Here is a 20,234-nt window from a genome sequence, read left to right on the forward strand (position 1 = left end):
AAATTATGCTTGGCCCTACAGTATGGAGGCTGTGATTTATGTTCAAACTCAAACGGAAAACGTGGATTTTTCTCTTGGTCTACATAGTAGGTGTCAGTGGCTATATCTACTACCTCTACGTCGAGACTCAAGGGATCCTCACTGACAATATTAATAACAAGCTGCTGCATGCCGCGTTGGGCGCTTCGGCCATTCTTGGCGACCGCTACCATGACAATCTGATCGACAAACAGTCCAAATCCGAGGCGGAGGACTGGAATGCCATTCAACGGCTCTCCAGCTTCAACGACTCCATGGGGACTGCTTTTGTCTACAGTGTGGTCAAACGCTCGGGCGAGGCTTATCTGGTCAGCTCCAGCGCATCGAAAAAAGAGATACAGGAGAAGAATTTTGTACGCTTTTTCGATCCCTACCCGGATGCCAGTCAGGCTTTGCTCGACAGCTTTGAACGCACCGAACCCACCTGGATTGACTACTCGGATCACTGGGGAGATTTTCGCGCCGTCTTCGTCCCGATGAAATCGCAGGACGGTACGATTTATATTGCGGGTGCTGAAATGACGTTGGCGGATTATTACCAGCAACTTAATCAAGACTCCCTGCACCATATCATCCTGGCCATTTTGGTATTTCTCGTCTTCAGCCTTATACGCATGCGCGCTCATCTCCAGCAAATGCAAATAAACGAAGAAGTATTGAATCAGGCAAAAAATACCGCCGAGGACGCTGATCGTTCAAAAACCAGATTTTTGGCCACCATGAGCCATGAAATTCGCACGCCCATGTACGGTGTGATCGGCGCGACGGAGCTGCTGGCGAGGTCTGCCCTGAACCGCGAGCAAAGCAGTCTGCTACAAACGATTAATACAAGCGGACGAACCCTGCTGTCTCTTATCGACAACATTCTCGACCTTGCAAAAATCGAAGCAGGCAAACTTGAATTGAAGCCTCGTGTCTTCGAAGTCAGAGCTCTGGTTTCATCCAGTATTGAAATGATCCGGCAAAACATTCAGGACAAGCCAATTGTACTTGAGGCCCAGGTCTCACCAGACGTACCTCCCTTGGTCAAAACCGATACCAATTGCCTGCGCCAGATATTGATCAACTTGCTGGGCAATGCGGTTAAATTCACCGAGGCCGGAAAGGTATCGCTCATGGTCACGACTAGCGGTTACGGCACTCGAGCCCGACTCGAATTCTCCATACGCGATACCGGCATAGGTATCCCCATGGAACGGCAAGACAGCCTGTTCAAGCCCTTTGCTCAGTTTAAAGGACCGGCCAGTCAACGCTTTACCGGGAGTGGGCTCGGTCTTTCCATCTGCAAAAGCCTGGTCGAGGCGCAGCAGGGGACTTTATCCTTTACCAGTCAGCCTGGCGTCGGATCGACGTTCTCCTTCTCACTCCCCATGGAGCTTTTTTCAGTCTCGGAACTACCCATCCGGGATGATCATTCATCGGTTGGTTTCGACTCATCTTTTGCCGAGGATTACCCGCTCGATATTCTGCTGGTGGAAAACCATCCCGTGAGTCAGAAAGTTGCCATGGCGATGTTACAAGAGTTGGGTTATGCGCCCGACCTTGCGTCAAATGGCTTGGAGGCGGTCAATCAGTGCATGACTTCGACTCCAGATATCATTTTTATGGATATCAACATGCCTGTTATGGATGGGCTGGAGGCCATCCATAACATCCGCAAACTGGCACTGGGCGATACTTGCTACATCGTCGCTTTCACCGCGAGTGCTTTTTCGAGCGAGATAGAACGTTTCAGGGCCGCCGGTGCCAATGATATTTTGACCAAACCGGCAAATTTTCAGGCCTTGACCCGCGTGCTACAGCGTGCGACCAACTACCGGCAGCAGTTCCAGGCCAGCACTCCGATAATGGATACAGTTTCGGGTTGAAATGAACTCAGGCTACAAACGCCATTACAGCCCCCGGGTAGGGTGTCCGGCGCCGCCGCTTTACCCCAGCCAATAAAAATGGGCGACTCCAAGGTCGCCCATTTTTTATATCCAGAACTTTTAAACTCCGCCTCCCAAAGAAGGTGTTCGCCCAGTGTAATGGCCTGGCAATCCATGCACCGGTAAAGAGCCCTGACACCGGGCGAACGGGAAGGATTTTAATAGAATTTGGCCGATATGTCCTCTGTATAAACATGAAATTTATGCACGTAACATTTCGTAAGTCTTTGCTAAAAAACCGGGTACAAACTTCTAAAACTCACCAGTTCGACCATTAAAACTGACTGTTCTTATACAACTATCCGCAGAAGAACAATCAATCCGTACAAGTAATGATCAGCTTGGGTGCTGGCTGGTCACTTTCAGCACATCGGTATAGCTCACCACAACGCTCTGCCCCACTTTCAGATCTTTCAATTTCGCCTGGACTTCACGCTTTTCGACGTTGATGGTTTGGATTGGCCGGCCGGGTTTTCGAAGGTTCGACGTGTTCCTCAGGCTTCGGGATCGTCGACTTCGTGGGCGACATTCACGGCAGGCGAGTCTTTGTGGGATTGATCGGCCTTGGTCTTGAGGATCTGCCATTGATCGAGATCGATGGCGCCCTGCCCCAGCAGATCGTCGGCGATGCGCAGCAATTCGCTGTAATGCGCGTCGGGGGATTGCTGCCAGTAGGCTTTGTCGTCGAACAGCCGCTGCCAGGTGGCAAGGGTGGGCGGTTTGAGGTCGTTGCTCATGGCGGGCTCCCATGAATGGGCTTCACTACGTAGGAAAACGGCGTGGCGCCGAGAGTTCCGGATCAGTAGCCGGTCATCTCCAGATACCCCTGCCCACCATGGCTGCCGCTCAGGCGCACCGGTCCTTCCCAATAGGGAATACGCAAATCCATCCAGGCCTTCGGGTTGAGTGCGCTGATGGTGATATCGAGGTGCCTGGCGGGGATTTTGATCGACCAGCTCACAGGCATCGAACGGCCAGCGACATTGGTCTTCCCCTGAGGGGTGAGGCTGATGTCGTCGGCATGCAATAACTGCGTCTGCCCTTGTGCATCGATCCAGGTGCCGGTGAGGTATGGCGCGCCGTCCTTTTGCCGCATGCGATAGAGCATGACCTGTTCGCCGCTGTCCAGGTGCAAGGAGAACCAGTCCCAACCGGTCTGGTTGGCGGTCAGGGGTTGGCTGCTCCACTCGCGGTCGAGCCAGGCCGGGCCGCTGACTGCGTAGGTTTTGCCATCGATTTCCAATGTGCCGCTGGCCTGGAAAAACGGCTGGCTGTAATAGTACGAGGCCTGGCCTTGTTCGGATTTCTGGCTGAAGCCTTTGTCGCCCTGAAGCACCAGTGGGCGTGTGGAGGTCAGTCGAAGCTGGTAGTTGAAAGTCTTGTCGCGGGCGCTGAGTTGCAGGTCGGCTAGCGGATCTTCATTGCTGGCCTGACTGCTGAAACGCCAGTCGTCGATCCATGCGTTGAACGGCGTCAGGCTCACTCCGGCCTGGCCGACGCCACCACGGGCGTAGCGTTCGGCGGCATGGTGCACCGTGGCGGAAGTCACGGCGGCATGGCCCAGCCAAATGGTCTGATTGCTCCAGCCAGATTGTTCGGGGGACGCTTTCAAGGCACTACGAAACAGTGTCCATTGCGCGCCGAATTCCTGGCCCTGATCGTCCTTGAGGTTGGCGGTGACGTACCACCATTCGATGCGAAAACCATCGTGGGGGCCGTGATCCGCCGGGAAGCTGAATACCCGGCCGGGCACCACCGGGGTAAATGCCTCAGCCTGATGGCCGAGGCCGGCGAAGCCTTTTTCCGGTGCAGGCGTGTTGTCGCAGCCGTTCAGCAGCGCGGCCAGTAACAACACACCGACCTTAATCTTCATGAGCAAACGTCCTCAGCAGATCGGCCGGTTGTGTGCGATACAGTGAATACAACGGCCACGCCGACGCGAGCAATGTCGCGAGCAACGCCAGGCCCATCAACTGCAACAGTTGCAGCGGAAACACCCGCAACGGCAAACGCCAGCCGAAGGCCTGAACGTTGATCACCGTGTCCAGGCACCACGCCAACGCGATGCCCAAGGGCAATGCCAGCACCAGCGTCAGCACCGCCAGCAACCAGGTTTGCCCGAGGTTCAGCAGCATCAATTGGCGACGGGTTACGCCCAACGCCCACAGCGGTGCAAGTTGCCCAAGGCGGCTTTGGCTCTGGGTCAGCAGGCTGATGAACAGCGCCACGCCCGCGACACAAAGCGTCAGGCTGTTGAGCGCGGCGGTGGCGGCGAAGGTGCGTTCGAACACTTGCGTGGACCAGCCCTTGAGCCGGGCCTGATCGACGATACGGCTGTCGTCCAGGGCGAAGCGTGCTTGCAGCGCGGTCAGGAACCCAGGGATCGATGCCGGTTCGATGCGCAGGTTGAAACGGTTAGGCGTCAACTGCGGCCAGCCGCGCAGCAGATGATTAATGTTGACCAGCAGATGCCCCTTGGGATTACCGTAGTCGGCGTAGATCCCGACGATCCGCGGCGACCATGGGCCATTCGGCGTCGGGATTGTCAGGTGATCACCGAGCCGTACCTTCAACCGTCGGGCCAGTTGTTCGCTGAGCATCAGCGCGTCGTCCTTGGCCAGTCGCTCCCAAGGGTTGTCGCCCAAGGCTTCCAGCAGCGGCCAGTGCTGACGATAAGTCGGGTGGTCGATCACGCCAAAGACGTCCGCCGGCCAGCCCTGCAACTGGATCGACACTTGCCAGTTCGGTAGCACTGCGCTGACTTGGGGTTGTTGTTTGAGCCAGGTGTGCAGCTCTCGGGCCTGGGCGGGATTTTGCGGATTGAGGTACAGCTCGGCGGTCAACCGTTGTTCGAGCCAGTTGCTGAACGTCTGGCGGAAACCGGCGGTCATGCTGCCGGCCCCGATGTTTGCCGCCAGCGCCAACAACAACGCCATTAAGGCCAGGCTCAGGGCCGGCAGTTGCTGGCGGCAGTCGGCGAGAAACCATTGGCCAAGCACCGAACGACTGCGCCCAAGCACCCAGTTGAGCACGATATTCAACACCACCGGCAAGGCCAGTGCAGCGCCGATCAACAACGCGCCCATCAACACGAAGCCGCTGCTCAGGCTGTCGCCGAAGCTTAACGCCAATAACGCGATCACCGCAGCCATGGCGGCGACCCAACCCTGGCGCCGCAACCAGCGCGCGTGCGCCAGGTGCCAGGCTTGCGGATTGGCCAGCGCCAGCAACGGCAGCCGCGCCGCCCTCAGCAAACTGTTGGTGCCGGCCAGCAAGGCGCCGAACAGGCTCAGGCCGATACCGCTGAACCACCACAACAGACTTAGATTCAACTGCCCCGGCACTTCGGCGCCGTATAAGCCGCGCAGGCTGGCGGCAACGTCCGGCAGCAGCACGCCGGCCAGCAGGTAACCGCTGACAACGCCGGCGATTCCACCGATCAGCGCCAGAGCACCCAGCTCGGCGGCAAGGCAGGCAATCAACAGGCGCGCACTGCCCCCGCAGGCGCGCAGGGTTCTGAGCAAGCTTCGGCGTTGCTCCAGCGCCAGGCCGATCGCCGCGTGAACGATGAACAGGCCGACCACGAACGACAGAAAGCCCAAGGCATCGAGGTTCAGGTGGAAGCTCTCGGTCAGGCGCGCGAGGTTGTTTTCTTCGCCGCTGCTTTTGAACTGGAGTTGGCCCTTGAGCTCATCAGGCAGGGGCGCGGTGAAATCCTTGGGCAGCAGCAGCCGTGACAATTGATCGGGCAATTGCAGAATCTGTTGGGCGAAGCCGATGTCCACCAGCAACACACCGGGTGCCATGTCGGTCTGGGCACGCAGCGGCGGCAAGGTGACTCCACTCTGGGCCATCGGGGTTTCGCCTTCGCGCAAGCCCAACGCCTGCAAGGTCTGCGGCGAAATCCAGGTGCTACCCGGCGGGGTGAAAAACTCGACAACCTGCTCGATCGCCAACGACCGCCCGGCCACTGCGGAACCGGTCGGCAGCGACACCGGCTCAATCCCCATTAACTGCAAGCGCTGGTCTTCATGGCCCTTGAGCGTCACCCGGCCTTGCAACACGGGCGATACCGGCCAGCCCGCACGACGCAGGTCGACAAACACTTGCTGGGAAAACACCCCACCGCTGAGTGCCGTGAGACTGGCTTGCGGTTCGCCGCCGATCAGCTGACTGGCCCGGGCGTAGCTTTCTCGCGCCTGGCTGTTCAGCGCTTGCACGCCGGTCAGCAGGCTGGTGGCGAGCCAGAGCCCGGTCAGCACACTGAAAAATTGCACCGGGTGCTGTCGCCAATGGCTGAGCAGCGCCCGTAGCGTCTCGCGGAAAACCCGCACCTCAGCGCTCGTCCGCGCCAGCCAGACGGCCACCGTGCAGCACCACTTTTTCCGCCAACCGCGCGGCGACCCGTGGGCTGTGAGTGACCATCAACAAAGTCGTCGGGCTGTCGTCGAGCAGTTCCAGCAATAACTTCAATACCTCATCGCTGGTGGCTTCATCGAGGCTGCCGGTGGGCTCGTCGGCCAGCAGCAGTTTGGGTTGCGATGCCAGGGCGCGACCTAAGGCGACCCGCTGCTGTTGCCCGCCGGACAGTTGCTCCGGATAGCGCCGCAGCAAATCTCCCAACCCAAGACGTTGCACCAGATGCGCCTGCCAGCGCGGATCGTGACGCCCGGCCAGGCGCGCCTGAAACGCCAGATTGTCTTCAACGCGCAAACTGCCGATCAGGTTGAACTGCTGGAACACCAGACCGATTTCGGTTCGCCGCCAGTTCGCCAATTGGCTTTCGTTCATCTGTTCCAGCCGATGCTCGCCACTGCGGATGCTGCCGCGATCGACCTTGTCCAGCCCGGCGATCAGGTGCAGCAAGGTGCTCTTGCCACTGCCCGATTCCCCCATCAGCGCCAGACTGCTGCCGGGTTTCAACGTGAGGTCGACGCCTTGCAATACCGGCAGCGGGCCTTGGGGGGTGGCGTAGCTTTTGAAGACGCCCTGGACGTGAAGCATGAAGGGGAAACTCTTTTGATGAATGGGGCAAGGGTAGAGAGTACACCCGATAATCTTGGGTTGAACGGTCTGACGCCTTCGCGGGCAAGCCTCGCTCCTACGGATCGCAATATCCCGCACCGACGCATACCTGTAGGAGCGAGGCTTGCCCGCGAAGAGGCCCGCTCAATTACTCAAAACCTCACTGCCCCACCGCCACACTCGGCACCACCCGCCCCGGCGTCACAATGCTGTTCAGGTCAATGTGCTTCCACTCCGGCTTGGCCCCCAACCGCGCATTAAACCGATAGTTGAAGGTGAATTCATCCGCCGTCGGCACACTTAGCGGTTTGCCATACACCGCCTCGATCCCCGCCAGGTCATAACCCATCACCTGCAGTAACGTCGGGAAGATGTTGTAGTGACTGGAGCGATCCTTGTTGGCCGGCAATTGCGCCTGCCAGTCCAGGGTCTGCAAACCGCTGCCCGAAATCACCACCAACGGCACCAACCCTTCCTCCTCCACCGGATCATCACCGCAGTGCGTATTGAGCCCCGGGTTACCGCGCTCGTGGAGATCCTGCCCGTGATCAGAGGTGTAGATCAGTAGCGCATGGCTCAGATCCGCCTGAGCAAATACCCGTGCGAAGAACTCGCCGACATTCCACAGCACGGTATTTTTATAGGCGTTGCGGTACAGCAACCAATCATCCGGCTGACCGTTGAAACCATCGCGTGTGCCCGTGTCCGTCACCTCGACAAACTGCCCACGGGGCAATGTCGGGCGGTAAGCCATAAAGGCGTCCGGGTACTTGTCGTGTACCGGAAAATGCGCACCGACCTTGTTGATCACTACCAGCTGCGGCTTACCGTCGTTGAGCAGCTCGATCAGCTTGGCCGCCGCTGCCATGTCGCGGTCACGCACGCTGGTGCGGTCGAATTGCACGAACTCGTCGATGTCCTTTTGCTCGGCAGCGTTCATCAGGTTCTGCAAGTTGCCGCCGGTGCGCTGGGAGTCGATGTAAACGGTGCGCAGCCCGGCTTTTTTTGCGTACTGCCAGATCGACGGCAATGTGCTGTTGATCCGCATGTAGTCGGCGCGGGTGCCACCGTAGCGCAGGGTGACATTGGTGTCGGCGCTGCAATTGGCGATGGACGCCGCGTAGCCATAATTGAAGATGTCCACGCCCGGGCGCGGTTCCTTGAGATTGCTGTGCACACCGAACGGCGTGTTGATGTCCAGGTAGTTGCCGGAAATGCTCTCGTCGATGATCAGCACAATGTCGTGCCCCACCGGCTGATCGATGCGCGGCAGGCTCACTGGCTCACGCGGGCCGACGGTGTTGTGCAGCGCTTCATAGGTGAACAGATTCAGATAGGCCAACGGTGTGTACATGATCGGCAAGCCACGGGCACCCTCGCCGGCCCGCATGAACAGCACAATGCTGAGCATCAACACCCCGAACACTGGCGCCGCCACCAACAGTGCACCCGGTAATGGCGCCCGTCGCCGCGGCTTGAGGCCGATACCGAACAGCAGCAACAAACCACTGACCATCGCGCTGATGATTGCATCGCGGTACTGGTACGCGGCCTCCTGAATGAACCCACCGGAATACACCAGCGACACAAAACTGCTGTAGGTCATGTAACCGGCAGTCACTTGCGTATAGACGTCGAAGAACACCGCCGAGCCAAACATCGCCAACGCGAACAGATGACGGATCAGCGTCTGACGGATGTACGCGGTCATGAACAGCGCCACTGTCAGCACAACGAACATTGCGCCATACAGCAGCATAGGAAAACCGATGCCCAGCGCGTCAAGACGATCGAGGTAGTCGTCGTAACTCTTGAGTAAATACAGAACCAGCAACAGTTCCTTGAGGTATCGGATCATGGTGATTACAACGTCTCCGTGGCCAAGGGATGATTGGCCATTTTCTGACACTAGCACCGAGCCCTCGAAGCGCAAGAAATGCCGGTTTTTTGCCAAAAGCGTCAAAAAAACGTTGCCTCAAATCTGACACCCACAAACGTCTGTAACCCTTGTGTTTCAAGCCTTACGACCGTTTATCGTTTTCTTCAAACCCTCAGAAACCCCTCAAAACCGCGGCAAATCCAGCAGTGGCAAGCACTTGATGGCAAATAGCCCGTGAAATCGGGGTTTTCCCGGTCGCGTTACCCGTCATTTTGCTGACTCTCTTTCCCATGGCTGGGCTATACCCCTTTTGACAGTCTCATTTCAGTTACATCCACCGTTTTACGAGGCACGCCAATATGGACGTGAGCGTATTTGGTACGGGTTACGTCGGTCTGATACAAGCCGCGTCATTGGCCGATGTCGGACATCGTGTGCTGTGCGTTGATATTGACTCCAACAAGATCAAGCAACTGCAACAAGCCGTGCCCCCGATCAGCGAACCGGGACTGTCCAGCACACTGGAAGACAACATCAAGGCCGGTCGCCTGCTCTTCTCCAATCAGGCCAGTGACGCGGTCGAACACGCCGAACTGATTTTCATCGCGGTGGGTACACCCGCCGATGAAGACGGTTCCGCCGACCTCAGCCATGTGCTGAATGTCGCTCGGCAGATCGCCAGTTTCATGGAGTCCGATCGCACCCTGATCATCAAGTCCACCGTGCCGGTGGGCACCGCGGACCAGGTGGCAAGCACCGCCAACGAAGAACTGCAACGCCGTGGCAAAGAGGCATTGAACGTGCGGGTGGTGTCCAACCCGGAGTTTCTCAAGGAAGGCAGCGCCCTGGCCGACTGCATGCGCCCGGACCGGATCATCGTCGGCACCAATGACGAAGAAGCGCGCAACCAATTGAGCGAACTCTATGCGCCGTTCTGCCGCAACCGCGAAAAGCTCATGTTCATGGACAACCGCAGCGCCGAGCTGACCAAGTACGCCGCCAACGCAATGCTCGCCACCCGCATCAGTTTCATGAACGAACTGGCCAACCTCACCGAGTTGCTGGGGGCCGACATCGAGGCGGTGCGCAAAGGCATCGGCTCGGACCCACGCATCGGTTACCACTTCATTTACCCCGGCTGCGGCTTCGGCGGCTCATGCTTCCCTAAAGACCTGCGCGCCCTGCTGCACACCGCCGAACATCACGGCATGTCTTTGCGTCTGTTGCGCAGCGTCACCGATGTGAATGACAGCCAACGGCACATCCTCTTCAGCAAACTGCAGGCGCTGTTTCCCGATGGGCTGGGCGGCAAGTCCATCGCGATTTGGGGCCTGGCCTTCAAGCCCAATACCGATGACATGCGCGAGGCCCCCAGTCGTTATCTGATGGAATCGCTGTGGGCAGAGGGTGCGAGCGTCCAGGCTTACGACCCGGAAGCCATGTCCGAGTGCCGGCGCATTTATGGCTACCGCAATGACCTGCACCTGTGCGCCACCCGTGACGACACCCTGGAAGATGCCGACGCGCTGGTGATCTGCACCGAGTGGAAGAACTTTCGCGTGGTCGATTTCGATCTGCTGGCGAGCAAATTGCGCGCGCGGGTGATTGTCGACGGGCGCAATCTTTACAACCCGGAGCACGTGGCGGCGGCCGGTTTGCACTACAGCGGTATCGGGCTTCGGCACATCGCTCCCGAGGCGCCACAGCCATGAAAATACTCGTCACCGGAGCGGCCGGTTTCATTGGAGCCCATTGCCTGTTGCGGTTGTTGCGCGACGGGCATGAGGTTTTCGGCCTGGATAATTTCAACGATTTCTACGACCCGCAACTCAAACACGACCGCGTGGATTGGGTGCGCAAGCAAGTCGGCGATTTCCAGCTCGCGATAGTCGATGTGGCCGACGCCACGGCCCTCGACGCATTGTTTGTTCGTGAACAACCGGAGGTGGTGATTCACCTCGCGGCCCAGGCCGGGGTGCGTTACTCCCTGGAAAATCCCCGGGCCTACGTCGACAGCAATCTGAGCGGGTTCCTGAACATCCTCGAAAGCTGCCGCCACCACCCGGTCAAACACTTGATCTATGCCTCGTCCAGTTCAGTGTATGGCGCCAACCAGCACACGCCTTACTCGGTCAAGGACTGCGTCGACCACCCGTTGTCGCTGTACGCCGCGACCAAAAAAGCCAATGAGTTGATGGCCCACAGCTACAGCCATCTGTTCGGCATTCCCTGCACCGGTTTGCGTTTTTTCACGGTGTACGGGCCTTGGGGCCGGCCAGACATGTCGCCGATCCAGTTCGCCCGGGCGATTGCCGAAGGGCAGCCGCTGAAGCTGTTCAACTACGGCCAGCACCAGCGTGATTTCACCTACATCGACGACATCATCGAAAGCATCGCCCGTCTGATCGAGCGCGCGCCCCAAGCAGCACCGCACTGGAACCGCGAACAACCGGACCCGGCCAGCAGCATGGCGCCATGGCGCATTTACAACATTGGCGGACAACAGCCAGTGGAGCTCAAGGACTACCTGGCGCTGCTGGAAAAACACCTCGGACAAAAAGCCCTCGTCGAGTTGCTGCCCCTGCAACCGGGCGACGTGCTCAACACCTGCGCCGATGCCAGCGATCTGGCCCAGGCCACCGGTTTCCAGCCACGGATCGAGCTGGATGAAGGACTCGGACGATTCATCGCCTGGTTCCGTGACTACTACTCACTGCGCAACGCCCACTCGCCACTCGCGCAAGGGCTTTAGCGGAGGACTCTATGACTGGACATGAAAAAGGCGTGTTGCTCAATCACATGCAGCGTGACAAACGCCTGGACCCCGAACACCGAATGCGCCTGGACACGGCGATCCACATGCAGGGCCGCGGCTGGATGACCGGCCGTGACGGTGGTCGTCCCTGGACGCTGTCACGCACCAACCGAGTGGTTGCATGCCTCGGCGCGCTGGTGATTCTGCTGCTGCTGTCCCCTGTACTGCTGGGCCTGGCGCTGGTCATCAAGTTCAGCAGCCCGGGGCCAGTGATGTTCGTGCAGAAGCGCACCGGTTACCGCGGCCGCCTGTTCGGCATGTACAAGTTCCGCACCATGGTGACCAACGCCGAAGAGCTCAAGGAATCCTTGCGGCATCTGAACAAGCACGGCGCCGACGCCATCGATTTCAAGATCGACAACGACCCGCGGATTACCCCTATCGGCAGCTTCCTGCGGCGCAGCAGCCTTGATGAGTTGCCCAACCTGATCAATGTGGTCAGCGGCGACATGCGTCTGGTCGGTCCGCGACCGACCTCGTTCAACGCTTATCGCTACAAGGACAGCCACCTTGCACGCCTGAGCATCTACCCCGGCATGACCGGCCTGTGGCAGATATCCGGGCGCAGCAATATCGACTTCGACCAGCGCGTTGAGTTGGACCTCAGCTATATCGCCGAGCAGAGCCTTTTGCTTGATCTGAAGATCCTGTTGAAAACCCCCTTCAAAGTATTCAGCGGCCACGGAGCGAGTTAAATGGACGGTTCATCGAATAAAAGTCTGACCATCGCCAGCCCGAGCGAGTCCAACCTGACCTCGACCGTGCTCGACCTGGATCTGCGGATCCTGTTCCTGACCGCTGCCAATCCGGGCGCCGGCACCACCACCAGCGCTCTGGCGCTGGCCAGCCAACTGGCGTCAATGAGCAGCGGCCAAGTGCTGCTGGTCGACGCCAGCCAGTCGGAGGGCAACCTCACGCAACAGCTGGGGCTGACCAAAGAACGCGGCTTTCGAGACCTGCTGTTCAACGACTCGCCGCCGCTGCTGCAGGACTGTCTGGTGAACGTCTCCAGCCTGCCCTTCCACATCCTGCCGAACGGGCGGCACATCCGCGGCGCCGAGCACCTGACGACTGAACAACTGGCGCCGTTGCTCAACCAACTGGGCGATCGCTATCGCTTCGTGGTGATCGACGGCGACGCGGTGTATTCGGCCGCCGACACGTTGGTCATCAGCACCTTGGTGGACGGCGTGATCATGGTGGTGCGCGCCGAAGACACACGCTGGGAAGTGGCCCAGGCCGCGGTCCAGCGCCTGACCCAGGCGGGCGCAAAACTGGTGGGCAGCGTCTTCAACCGGCGCAAGTACTACATGCCCAAATGGCTCTACAAAAACCTGTAAGCAACCGCAGAAAAGGATGACGCTATGAACGCCAAAATGCTTCTCCTGCTGTTGCTGCCGCTTGCAGGTTGCTCCAGCACCAGTGAAACCCAGCAGATGCCGGTGCAGATCCTCACGGCCGAACCGGCCAATGCCCAGGCCACCGACATGCCCAAGGTCGAACAGACCCTGCGGCCCAAGGACGTGCTGGATGTGATCTTTCACATCAGCACCAGTAGCTCGGGCGCTTACCGCATTCAGTCCGGTGACCAGGTCGCCCTGAACTTCACCGCGGCCAGCCAGCTCAACGGCACCCAACGGGTGCTGCCCGACGGCACCATCGAACTGCCGGGGGCCAATACCTCGGTGAAAATCGCCGGGCTTACAGCTGTCGAAGCGCGGCAGGAGATCCAGCGTGCCTATGAGCGCAAATCCCTGTTTCAGCCCAATCGCAATCAGGTGACGGTGCTGGTGACCAGCCCGCTGAGCGACGAGCAAAACCTCAAAAGCAACCTGAGCCACCCCGCTACCGGCATGAGCCGGGAGATCGTTGTGGGCAACGACGGCTATGCGAGTTTCCCGGAAATCGGCTCTGTGCCGCTGCAAGGCATGACGGTCAATCAACTGGAAACGTTCCTCAATCAACGCTACGCGCAATTGCCGGGGCGGATGAAGGTCGACGTCATGCTCAAATCCACGTCGGGTAACGAAATCTATGTGCTGGGTGAAGTCGCACAACCGGGCTCCTACCCGATTCGCCGGCCGGTCTCGGTGCTCGAAGCCTTGACCCTGGCCCGTGGCACTAACGTCAAGGCGCGGCTCGATTCGGTGGTGATCATGCGCCGCACCGGCAACCACGTGCAGGCCGTGCATTACGACGTTGAAAAAGCCTTGTCCGGTGATGCGTCGCAGATTGCTTACCTGCAACCGGACGACATGCTCTACGTGCCCAAGACCAAACTGGCCAGCGCCGGTGAGCTCGCGCGGCAACTGGCGGACGTGGTGTTGTTCCAGGGGGTGGGCTTCGGATTCGCCTACCGCGTCGACAACAAAGACAGCGACAACTAACGCTCAGGTGACCGACCATGAACCCAAAGGAAAACTACCTGCATGAGTTCTTCAGGATCTTTTTCGCCAACAAGCAGTTGGTGAAACGCGTCTTCCTGATCTTTGCAGTGATCGCCCTGATCTTGCCGCTGATGCTCAAACAGAGCTTCGACATTACCGCGCAGGTGATCGTGCAATCCAAAAAACTCTCCCAAGGAGACGCCACCACGTCCCTGACCCAAGGTGATGCCTCGTTCATTCCGCCGTCATTGGCAGACATGGAAACCGAGAGCAATATCCTGCGTTCGCCGGCCCTGATCCGTCAGACCATCAGCGACCTGCGGGACAAAGGCGAGTACGCGCCCAACCCCGGGATCTTCAACAAACTGGTGACCGAACCGATCAAACGTTTTGTGACCACTCCCTTGCGTGAATACGTGATCAATCCGGTGCGCGATGCGTTCGGGCTTGACACCGATCCGGTGCGCGATACCGACCTGGATGTCTTCACCCAGCAGGCCATCGAAGACCTGAAGATCGAAACGCTGCCGGGTTCCAACGTGATCTCCATTGTCTACAGCTTTGGCGATCCGGCTCAGGGCACACGGTTTGTCGCGGCGCTGCTGCAAAACTACCTGGTCAACCGTCAGGAACTGCAATCGATCGACCTGCCGCAGAGCTTCTACGAAACCAAGAAGAAGCAATATCAGGTGCGTCTCGATGGCCTGGAAGGCACTCGACTGACGTTGCTCGAAGGCGTGTCTTCATCCGATCCGAAGGAAGAAATCACCTTCCGCCTCAATGCCATCAACACCGAGGAACAGGCCCTGAGCCTGTATCAGGATCGCCTGCTGCAAAGCCAGCGCTGGCTCGACTACCTGAAAACCGCCCTGACGTCAGCCACCAATACGTCCCGGCTCAGCGATTACACCTTCCCCTTCACCTTCACCACCACGGTGGACAACATTGCCTTCGAAGACCGGGAGATCAGACAGCTCGGTGAACAACTGACCACTCAGGTCAGCCGCTACATGAACGACCTGGCGGTCTTCCAGCCGGGCAGTGAACCGATGCTGTTGACCCGCGAGCAGATTTCCCGCACCCGTCAGCAGTTCCTGAAAATCGTCAGCAACCGGATTCAGGAGCGCACCAACGACCTGGCGATTGTTACCTCGGTGATCAAGCAAAAAACCGCGCGCATCGCCGCGTTCAAGGACCGCATTCATCAGTTGCAAGTGGCTCAGAGCAAGTTGCAGCAGATGGACACCGAGATCAATGCCCTGCACGCGGCGTTCTCCACCTACGCCCAGCGCTTTGCCGAAAGCAGCTCCGCCGGTTTGCTGGACAACGATATGTCCAACGCCCGGGTACTCAGCCCGCCGTATGAACCGACCGATGCAGCGTTTCCCAAGCCGATGCTGATCATTCCGTTCGGAATGCTGACCGGTTTGCTGCTGGCGATTGCCTTCGTCTACGTGCGTGAGTTCTTCGATCATCGCTTCAAACACCCAGCGCAAATCACCCATGAACTGGGCTTGCCGGTGCTGTTGGTGATCAACGAGCAAGACGTCATGCCGAACAACCCGCACAAAAACTGGACCGTGGATAGCTTCGTGCATTGGGTGCGCCATTGAACGGGCCGCTCAGCGCCAGCGCTCTGCCGATCATGCATTTGATCAGCAGCGGCGGCTTCTATGGGGCTGAGCGGATGCTGCTGGACCATTGCCTGGCGACGCCGGGGCGGCACCAAGTGCTGTTTCTCGATGCGCCGCCAGCGCTGATCGCGCGATTTCGCGGGGCTGGGGTCGACTGCTGCAGCTTCACGGGTTTGAGGGGATTGCTGCGTCATTTACGTCAGCGGCGGGCTGAACAGCCGCTGATCAACACGCACAATTTCAAGGGTCTGTTATTTGGCTGGGTGGCCGCCACGTTGTTGGACTTGCCGTTGGTGATTACCCAACACGGTTTCACCCCGCGCAGTCGCAAGCAACGCGTTTATGGCTGGCTGAGTTTGCAACTGTGTCGCACGGCGTCGGTGCACCGCGTGGTTTGCGTGGCCGAAAGCATCGCCGTGCTGCACCGCAAGGCCTGTGTCCGGACGGAGAAACTGCAAGTGATTCCCAATGGTCTGCCAAAGGCCAGCGGCCTGCTACCGCACACTGCCACACACCCGCGCTGGCTCGCGGGTTACGTCGGTCGGCTGAGCAATGAAAAAGGCCCGGACCTGTTTCTCGATGCGCTGATTCCGCTCTGTCAGCAACACCCGCAACTGGACGCCGTGATGCTCGGCGACGGCCCGGAACAGGAAACCCTGCTGGCGCGGATTGACGCTGCCGGCTTGCACAAACGCATCACCTTGCCGGGTTATCAAACCGACATGAACCGGTGGTGGCAGCAACTCGATGCGCTGGTGATCAGTTCGCGTACCGAGGGCACGCCGATGATTTTGCTGGAGGCCATGCAGGCCGGGGTGCCGGTGGTGGCGTTCAGCGTCGGCGGGATTCCTGATGTGCTGGAGGATCGGCACAACGGCCTGCTGGCGACACCCAACGACACCACCGCTCTCGCCCGGCAGATCGATATGCTGCTGAATGAGCCGGCCTTGGCTCGCGAATTGATCGACAACGCAAGACGTACGCAATTGGACCGTTACGACCTGAAGGCCTTGGCCGAACGCTGGTCGCAGCTTTATATCCGTACTGCACGGGAGGCACGCGCGTGATCTTTCCGCTCTCGATCGTCAGTCTGCTCGCCCTGGTCTGCCTTGGTTTGCTGGCCAGCCCTTATCCCTATCTGGCGCCAGGCGCCGTACTGGGCCTGGTGGCTATCGCGGTGCTATACCGAAAACCTGCCTGGGGTTTGTTGGGCATTGCGGCGCTGGTGCCGTTCGAAGGTTTCTTCAAGGGCAGCGCGCTATCGGGCACCAAATTCATCGGTGCGTCACTGGCGCTGATCGTGATGTTGCAACTGGCTATCCACCAGATTCCGTCCGAGCGCCTGCGCAGCAACATATGGCGCTTCCTGATCTGGTTCATGGTGTTGTACCTGTTGAGCATGATCAATACCGATAACCTGGACATGTCCCAGAGTCATCTGCGGGACCTGAGCGTCGGCCTGGTGCTGTTTGTGATCACCTTGCTGATCGGCCGTGAGTTGAACCTCGATATGTTCGCCCGGCTGGTGACCCTCAGCGTCAGCGCGACCAGCGCGCTGGCCATGTTCTCCACCAAGTATCAAGACCAGGGCCGCGCTGCAGGACTGCTGGAAGACCCGAACTCGTTTGCCCTGCTGATCGCTTTCGCCGTGCCATTGGCGCTGCTGCTGGTGATCCGCGGCCCGAACCTGTTGCACCGATTGTTCTGGGGTGGCTGCTGCATTTTGCTGCTGGGCGGCATGACCAAGACCGATTCCCGTTCCGGGCTGGTGGTACTTTTTCTCAGCTTGATGATCGGCGCCTGGCACTACCGTGCGCAGCTGCCGCGCATCCGTCCGCGCCACTTGGGTTTTGCCATGCTTGGCCTTGCGATCGTCATCCCGCTGGCGATTTACTCGATGCCGGCCGGTTACATCGCGCGCATCCAGTCCTTGAGCATCTTGAAGGCCGGTGCCAAGAGCCAGGACGAATCCCTCGGCCGTCGCGCGTCATACATCGTGGTCGGTAGCAAGATCATCCAGGAGCACCCGTTACTCGGTTCCGGCCCCGGCACCTTTCCGCTGCACTACGCCACCACCGGTTACGCCAAGGTGTTTTCCGCCAACCGCAAGCCCGGCGACCTGTACCGCCGCGCGCACAATACTTACCTGGAAATTTTCAGCGAAGTGGGGATTCCCGCCGGCCTGTTGTTCGTCGGCATGCTGGGCCTGGGGATGTACAACCTGGTCCGCGCCCGTCACGCCTGGATGCTGCGACGACATTGGGAACAGGCCGACCTGATCACGCACCTGAGCATGAGCTATGTGTCGTTGCTGCTGTTCTTGATGTTCCTCAGCGCACCGAATCACAAATACCTGTGGATCATGCTCGCGCTGACCTTCGTGTTGCGCCTCAAGGCTGAAGAACGTCCGTCGACGGAGGCCAGCGCATGAGCCGCATCAGCCTCGTCATCCCGATGTACAACGAGGCCCGACACATCGGCCGTACATTGCTTGCCGCGAAAAAGGCCGTCGAGGCTGCCAGGCTGGAATGCGAGTTGATTGTGGTCGATAACGGCTCCGACGATCAGGGCCCGCACATCGCTCGCCAATTCGGTGCGCAGGTGCTGGTGCAGCCCGGCTTGCTGATCGGCGCCCTGCGCAATCGCGGCGCCGCCGTTGCCACAGGCGAATGGCTGGCCTTCATTGATGCCGACATCGAAGTGCCCGAGGACTGGCTCACGCTGTTGTTGAGCATCCAACCCGCCGTTCAGGTCGACGTCCTGGGACTGGACCTGCACACCCCGGCCGAAGCCCCGTGGTATGCCAATGCCTGGCAACGCCGCACGTTGCGCCCGAACGATGAAACGTTGAAAACAGTGCGATGGCTGCCCAGTTCCAACCTGTTGATGCGTCGTCCATGGTTCGACAAGGTCCGCGGCTTCAACGAAAACCTGCGCACCGGCGAAGACAAAGATTTCACCATGCGCCTTTCCCACTCTGGCGCACGCCTGCTGTCCGTCAACCAGAGCGTTGCCCTGCATTGGGGTTACGAAAGCAGTTGGCGCGAATGGATGGGCAAGGAGTTCTGGCGTCAGGGAAGTCACCTGCAATTACTGCGCAGCCACGGCATAAATATGCGTTTACTGCGTTTCCCGATGCTGTCAATCATCGCTTGGGTGTTGGATTTCATTGCACTATCCGCCCTCCTCAACGGTTCCCCCCTGCTGGCGGTATTCACGCTGTTCATCACCAGCCTGCCAGCGCTCGCCCAGAGCCTGCGCCAGAGCCTGAAACACCGTGACCTTCGCCTGATGCTGCAACTGTGGGGCCTGCACTGGGTGCGCCTGCACCTGGCCGGTGCCGCGCTCATTTTGAGCCTGTGTCATTGGAATGCCAGGAGGCCGGCCCGTGGCTGAATTCATTTTCTGGTTGTGCCTGCTATTGCCGGTGTATGCCTGGCTCGGCTACCCGCTGCTGCTGACGCTGATCGCGCCGTTGTTCCGTGCGCGGCGTCATGCGCCAGCCCCCCCCATGAATGTCAGCATCATCATCGCCGCGCACAACGAGGCCCAATACATCGAAGAGAAGTTGCGCACCCTGCTCACCCAGGATTATCAGGCGCGCTCGCTACAGATCATTCTGGCCAGCGACGGCTCCACCGACGACACCGTGGCCTGCGCGCACAAGGTCATCGACCCGCGCATCAGCGTGCTCGACCTGCCCCGCCAGGGCAAAGCGGCCACCTTGAATGCCGGCGTCGCCCTGAGCACGGGCGAGATTCTGGTGTTCACCGATGCCGACAACCAATGGTCGACCGACACCCTCGGCCAGTTGCTCGCGCCCCTGGCCGACCCGGAGGTCGGGGCCTGCGCCGGGCACATGCTGATCCCGGTGCCAGGCAAGGGCCTGAGCCTGGGCGACAGCCTTTATCGGCATTACGAAGGCTGGTTGCGCAAGATGGAAAATCGCACCGGCTGCATGGTTTCCGCCGACGGCGCCCTGCTCGCCCTGCGCCGCGAGTTGTTTCAGCACGTGCCGGCGGAGGTCAATGATGACTTCTTTATCAGTACCTGCGCGCCGGTGGCGTTCAAACGCATCGTCTATGTGCCCGGAGCACAAGTGAGCGACCAGGGTGTCGACGAAATCGCCAAGCAATGGCGTCGTCGCCAGCGCGTCACCGTCGGTGGCCTGCAAAGCCTGGCCCAGCGCCGGGAGATGCTGAACCCCTGGCGGTATGGCCTGTATGCGATTGCCCTGATCAGCCACAAGCTGATTCGACGCCTGGCGCCGATCCTGTTGGTGCCGTTGCTGTTGAGCAATGTCTGGCTGTGGAATGTACATGGCTTCTATCGCCTGAGCCTGATCGCGCAGCTGCTCGGTTACGCGATGGCCATTGTCGGCCTGCTGGATGTGCAACACCGTTTGCCCAAACCCTTTCGCCTCGCCGCGTTTGTTCTGGTGACCCTGGCCGGGATGAGTATCGGTCTTTGGCAGTTCTTGCGCGGCCAGCGGTACGCGCAATGGAACCCCGAGCAAAATCGTTGAAA

The 20,234-nt window shown here is 59.3% G+C and carries 16 protein-coding genes; 11 read left to right on the forward strand and 5 right to left on the reverse strand.

Going from position 1 to position 20,234, the window contains the following annotated elements:
* Positions 1-38: 38 nt before the first annotated feature.
* A complete protein-coding gene (locus PMI18_RS15145; RefSeq protein ID WP_007900689.1) occupies positions 39-1,907 on the forward strand; it encodes an ATP-binding protein in 1,869 nt (622 codons plus the stop codon).
* A gap of 554 nt (positions 1,908-2,461) precedes the next feature.
* On the opposite strand, the gene PMI18_RS15140 is transcribed toward PMI18_RS15145, so the two are convergent.
* The 5 genes from PMI18_RS15140 to PMI18_RS15120 all read right to left on the reverse strand — a co-directional run bounded on the left by PMI18_RS15140 (position 2,462) and on the right by PMI18_RS15120 (position 8,850).
* Positions 2,462-2,704, reverse strand: a complete 243-nt coding sequence (locus PMI18_RS15140) for a hypothetical protein (RefSeq protein WP_007900692.1) — start codon at positions 2,702-2,704, stop codon at positions 2,462-2,464.
* A gap of 62 nt (positions 2,705-2,766) precedes the next feature.
* A complete protein-coding gene (locus PMI18_RS15135; protein WP_007900695.1) occupies positions 2,767-3,840 on the reverse strand; it encodes a lipocalin-like domain-containing protein in 1,074 nt (357 codons plus the stop codon).
* Complete coding sequence (locus PMI18_RS15130; RefSeq protein WP_007900698.1) at positions 3,830-6,301, reverse strand: FtsX-like permease family protein; 2,472 nt, start codon at positions 6,299-6,301, stop codon at positions 3,830-3,832. The genes PMI18_RS15135 and PMI18_RS15130 overlap by 11 nt, the downstream gene beginning before the upstream one ends.
* A 1-nt stretch (position 6,302) precedes the next feature.
* Complete coding sequence (locus tag PMI18_RS15125; RefSeq protein WP_007900700.1) at positions 6,303-6,971, reverse strand: ABC transporter ATP-binding protein; 669 nt, start codon at positions 6,969-6,971, stop codon at positions 6,303-6,305.
* A gap of 181 nt (positions 6,972-7,152) precedes the next feature.
* Entirely contained in the window at positions 7,153-8,850 is a 1,698-nt protein-coding gene (locus tag PMI18_RS15120; RefSeq protein ID WP_007900701.1) for a sulfatase-like hydrolase/transferase, read from the reverse strand.
* A gap of 380 nt (positions 8,851-9,230) precedes the next feature.
* Here PMI18_RS15120 and PMI18_RS15115 point away from each other — a divergent pair, with 380 nt between their 5' ends.
* Genes PMI18_RS15115 through PMI18_RS15070 form a run of 10 tightly spaced genes read left to right on the forward strand, consistent with a single transcriptional unit; the run spans position 9,231 to position 20,232 of the window.
* Positions 9,231-10,583: a UDP-glucose dehydrogenase family protein gene (locus tag PMI18_RS15115; protein WP_007900702.1), complete on the forward strand. Its 1,353-nt coding sequence runs from the start codon at positions 9,231-9,233 to the stop codon at positions 10,581-10,583.
* On the forward strand, positions 10,580-11,623 hold the full coding sequence (locus PMI18_RS15110) for an NAD-dependent epimerase (RefSeq protein ID WP_007900703.1): 1,044 nt from the start codon (positions 10,580-10,582) through the stop codon (positions 11,621-11,623). The genes PMI18_RS15115 and PMI18_RS15110 overlap by 4 nt, the downstream gene beginning before the upstream one ends.
* 11 nt (positions 11,624-11,634) lie before the next feature.
* Positions 11,635-12,381, forward strand: a complete 747-nt coding sequence (locus PMI18_RS15105) for a sugar transferase (protein WP_007900704.1) — start codon at positions 11,635-11,637, stop codon at positions 12,379-12,381.
* A complete protein-coding gene (locus PMI18_RS15100; protein WP_007900707.1) occupies positions 12,382-13,026 on the forward strand; it encodes a CpsD/CapB family tyrosine-protein kinase in 645 nt (214 codons plus the stop codon).
* A gap of 24 nt (positions 13,027-13,050) precedes the next feature.
* Positions 13,051-14,073 carry a polysaccharide biosynthesis/export family protein gene (locus PMI18_RS15095; protein WP_007900709.1) on the forward strand — a complete coding sequence of 341 codons (1,023 nt, stop codon included), beginning with the start codon at positions 13,051-13,053 and terminating at the stop codon, positions 14,071-14,073.
* A 17-nt stretch (positions 14,074-14,090) separates the two neighbouring features.
* A complete protein-coding gene (locus tag PMI18_RS15090; RefSeq protein ID WP_007900711.1) occupies positions 14,091-15,686 on the forward strand; it encodes a GumC family protein in 1,596 nt (531 codons plus the stop codon).
* 32 nt (positions 15,687-15,718) lie between these two features.
* Positions 15,719-16,774, forward strand: coding sequence for a glycosyltransferase family 4 protein (locus tag PMI18_RS15085; protein ID WP_443200870.1), 1,056 nt, complete (start codon positions 15,719-15,721; stop codon positions 16,772-16,774).
* Positions 16,771-18,138, forward strand: a complete 1,368-nt coding sequence (locus PMI18_RS15080; protein ID WP_007900716.1) for an O-antigen ligase family protein — start codon at positions 16,771-16,773, stop codon at positions 18,136-18,138. Before PMI18_RS15085 ends, PMI18_RS15080 begins: the two co-directional genes overlap by 4 nt.
* The gene (locus tag PMI18_RS15075; RefSeq protein WP_007900738.1) at positions 18,135-19,103 is read left to right on the forward strand and encodes a glycosyltransferase; all 969 of its coding nucleotides are present in this window, start codon (positions 18,135-18,137) and stop codon (positions 19,101-19,103) included. The genes PMI18_RS15080 and PMI18_RS15075 overlap by 4 nt, the downstream gene beginning before the upstream one ends.
* Complete coding sequence (locus PMI18_RS15070; protein WP_007900741.1) at positions 19,096-20,232, forward strand: glycosyltransferase family 2 protein; 1,137 nt, start codon at positions 19,096-19,098, stop codon at positions 20,230-20,232. Before PMI18_RS15075 ends, PMI18_RS15070 begins: the two co-directional genes overlap by 8 nt.
* Positions 20,233-20,234 lie beyond the last annotated feature (2 nt).

Source organism: Pseudomonas sp. GM102, assembly GCF_000282555.1.
GTDB lineage: Bacteria > Pseudomonadota > Gammaproteobacteria > Pseudomonadales > Pseudomonadaceae > Aquipseudomonas.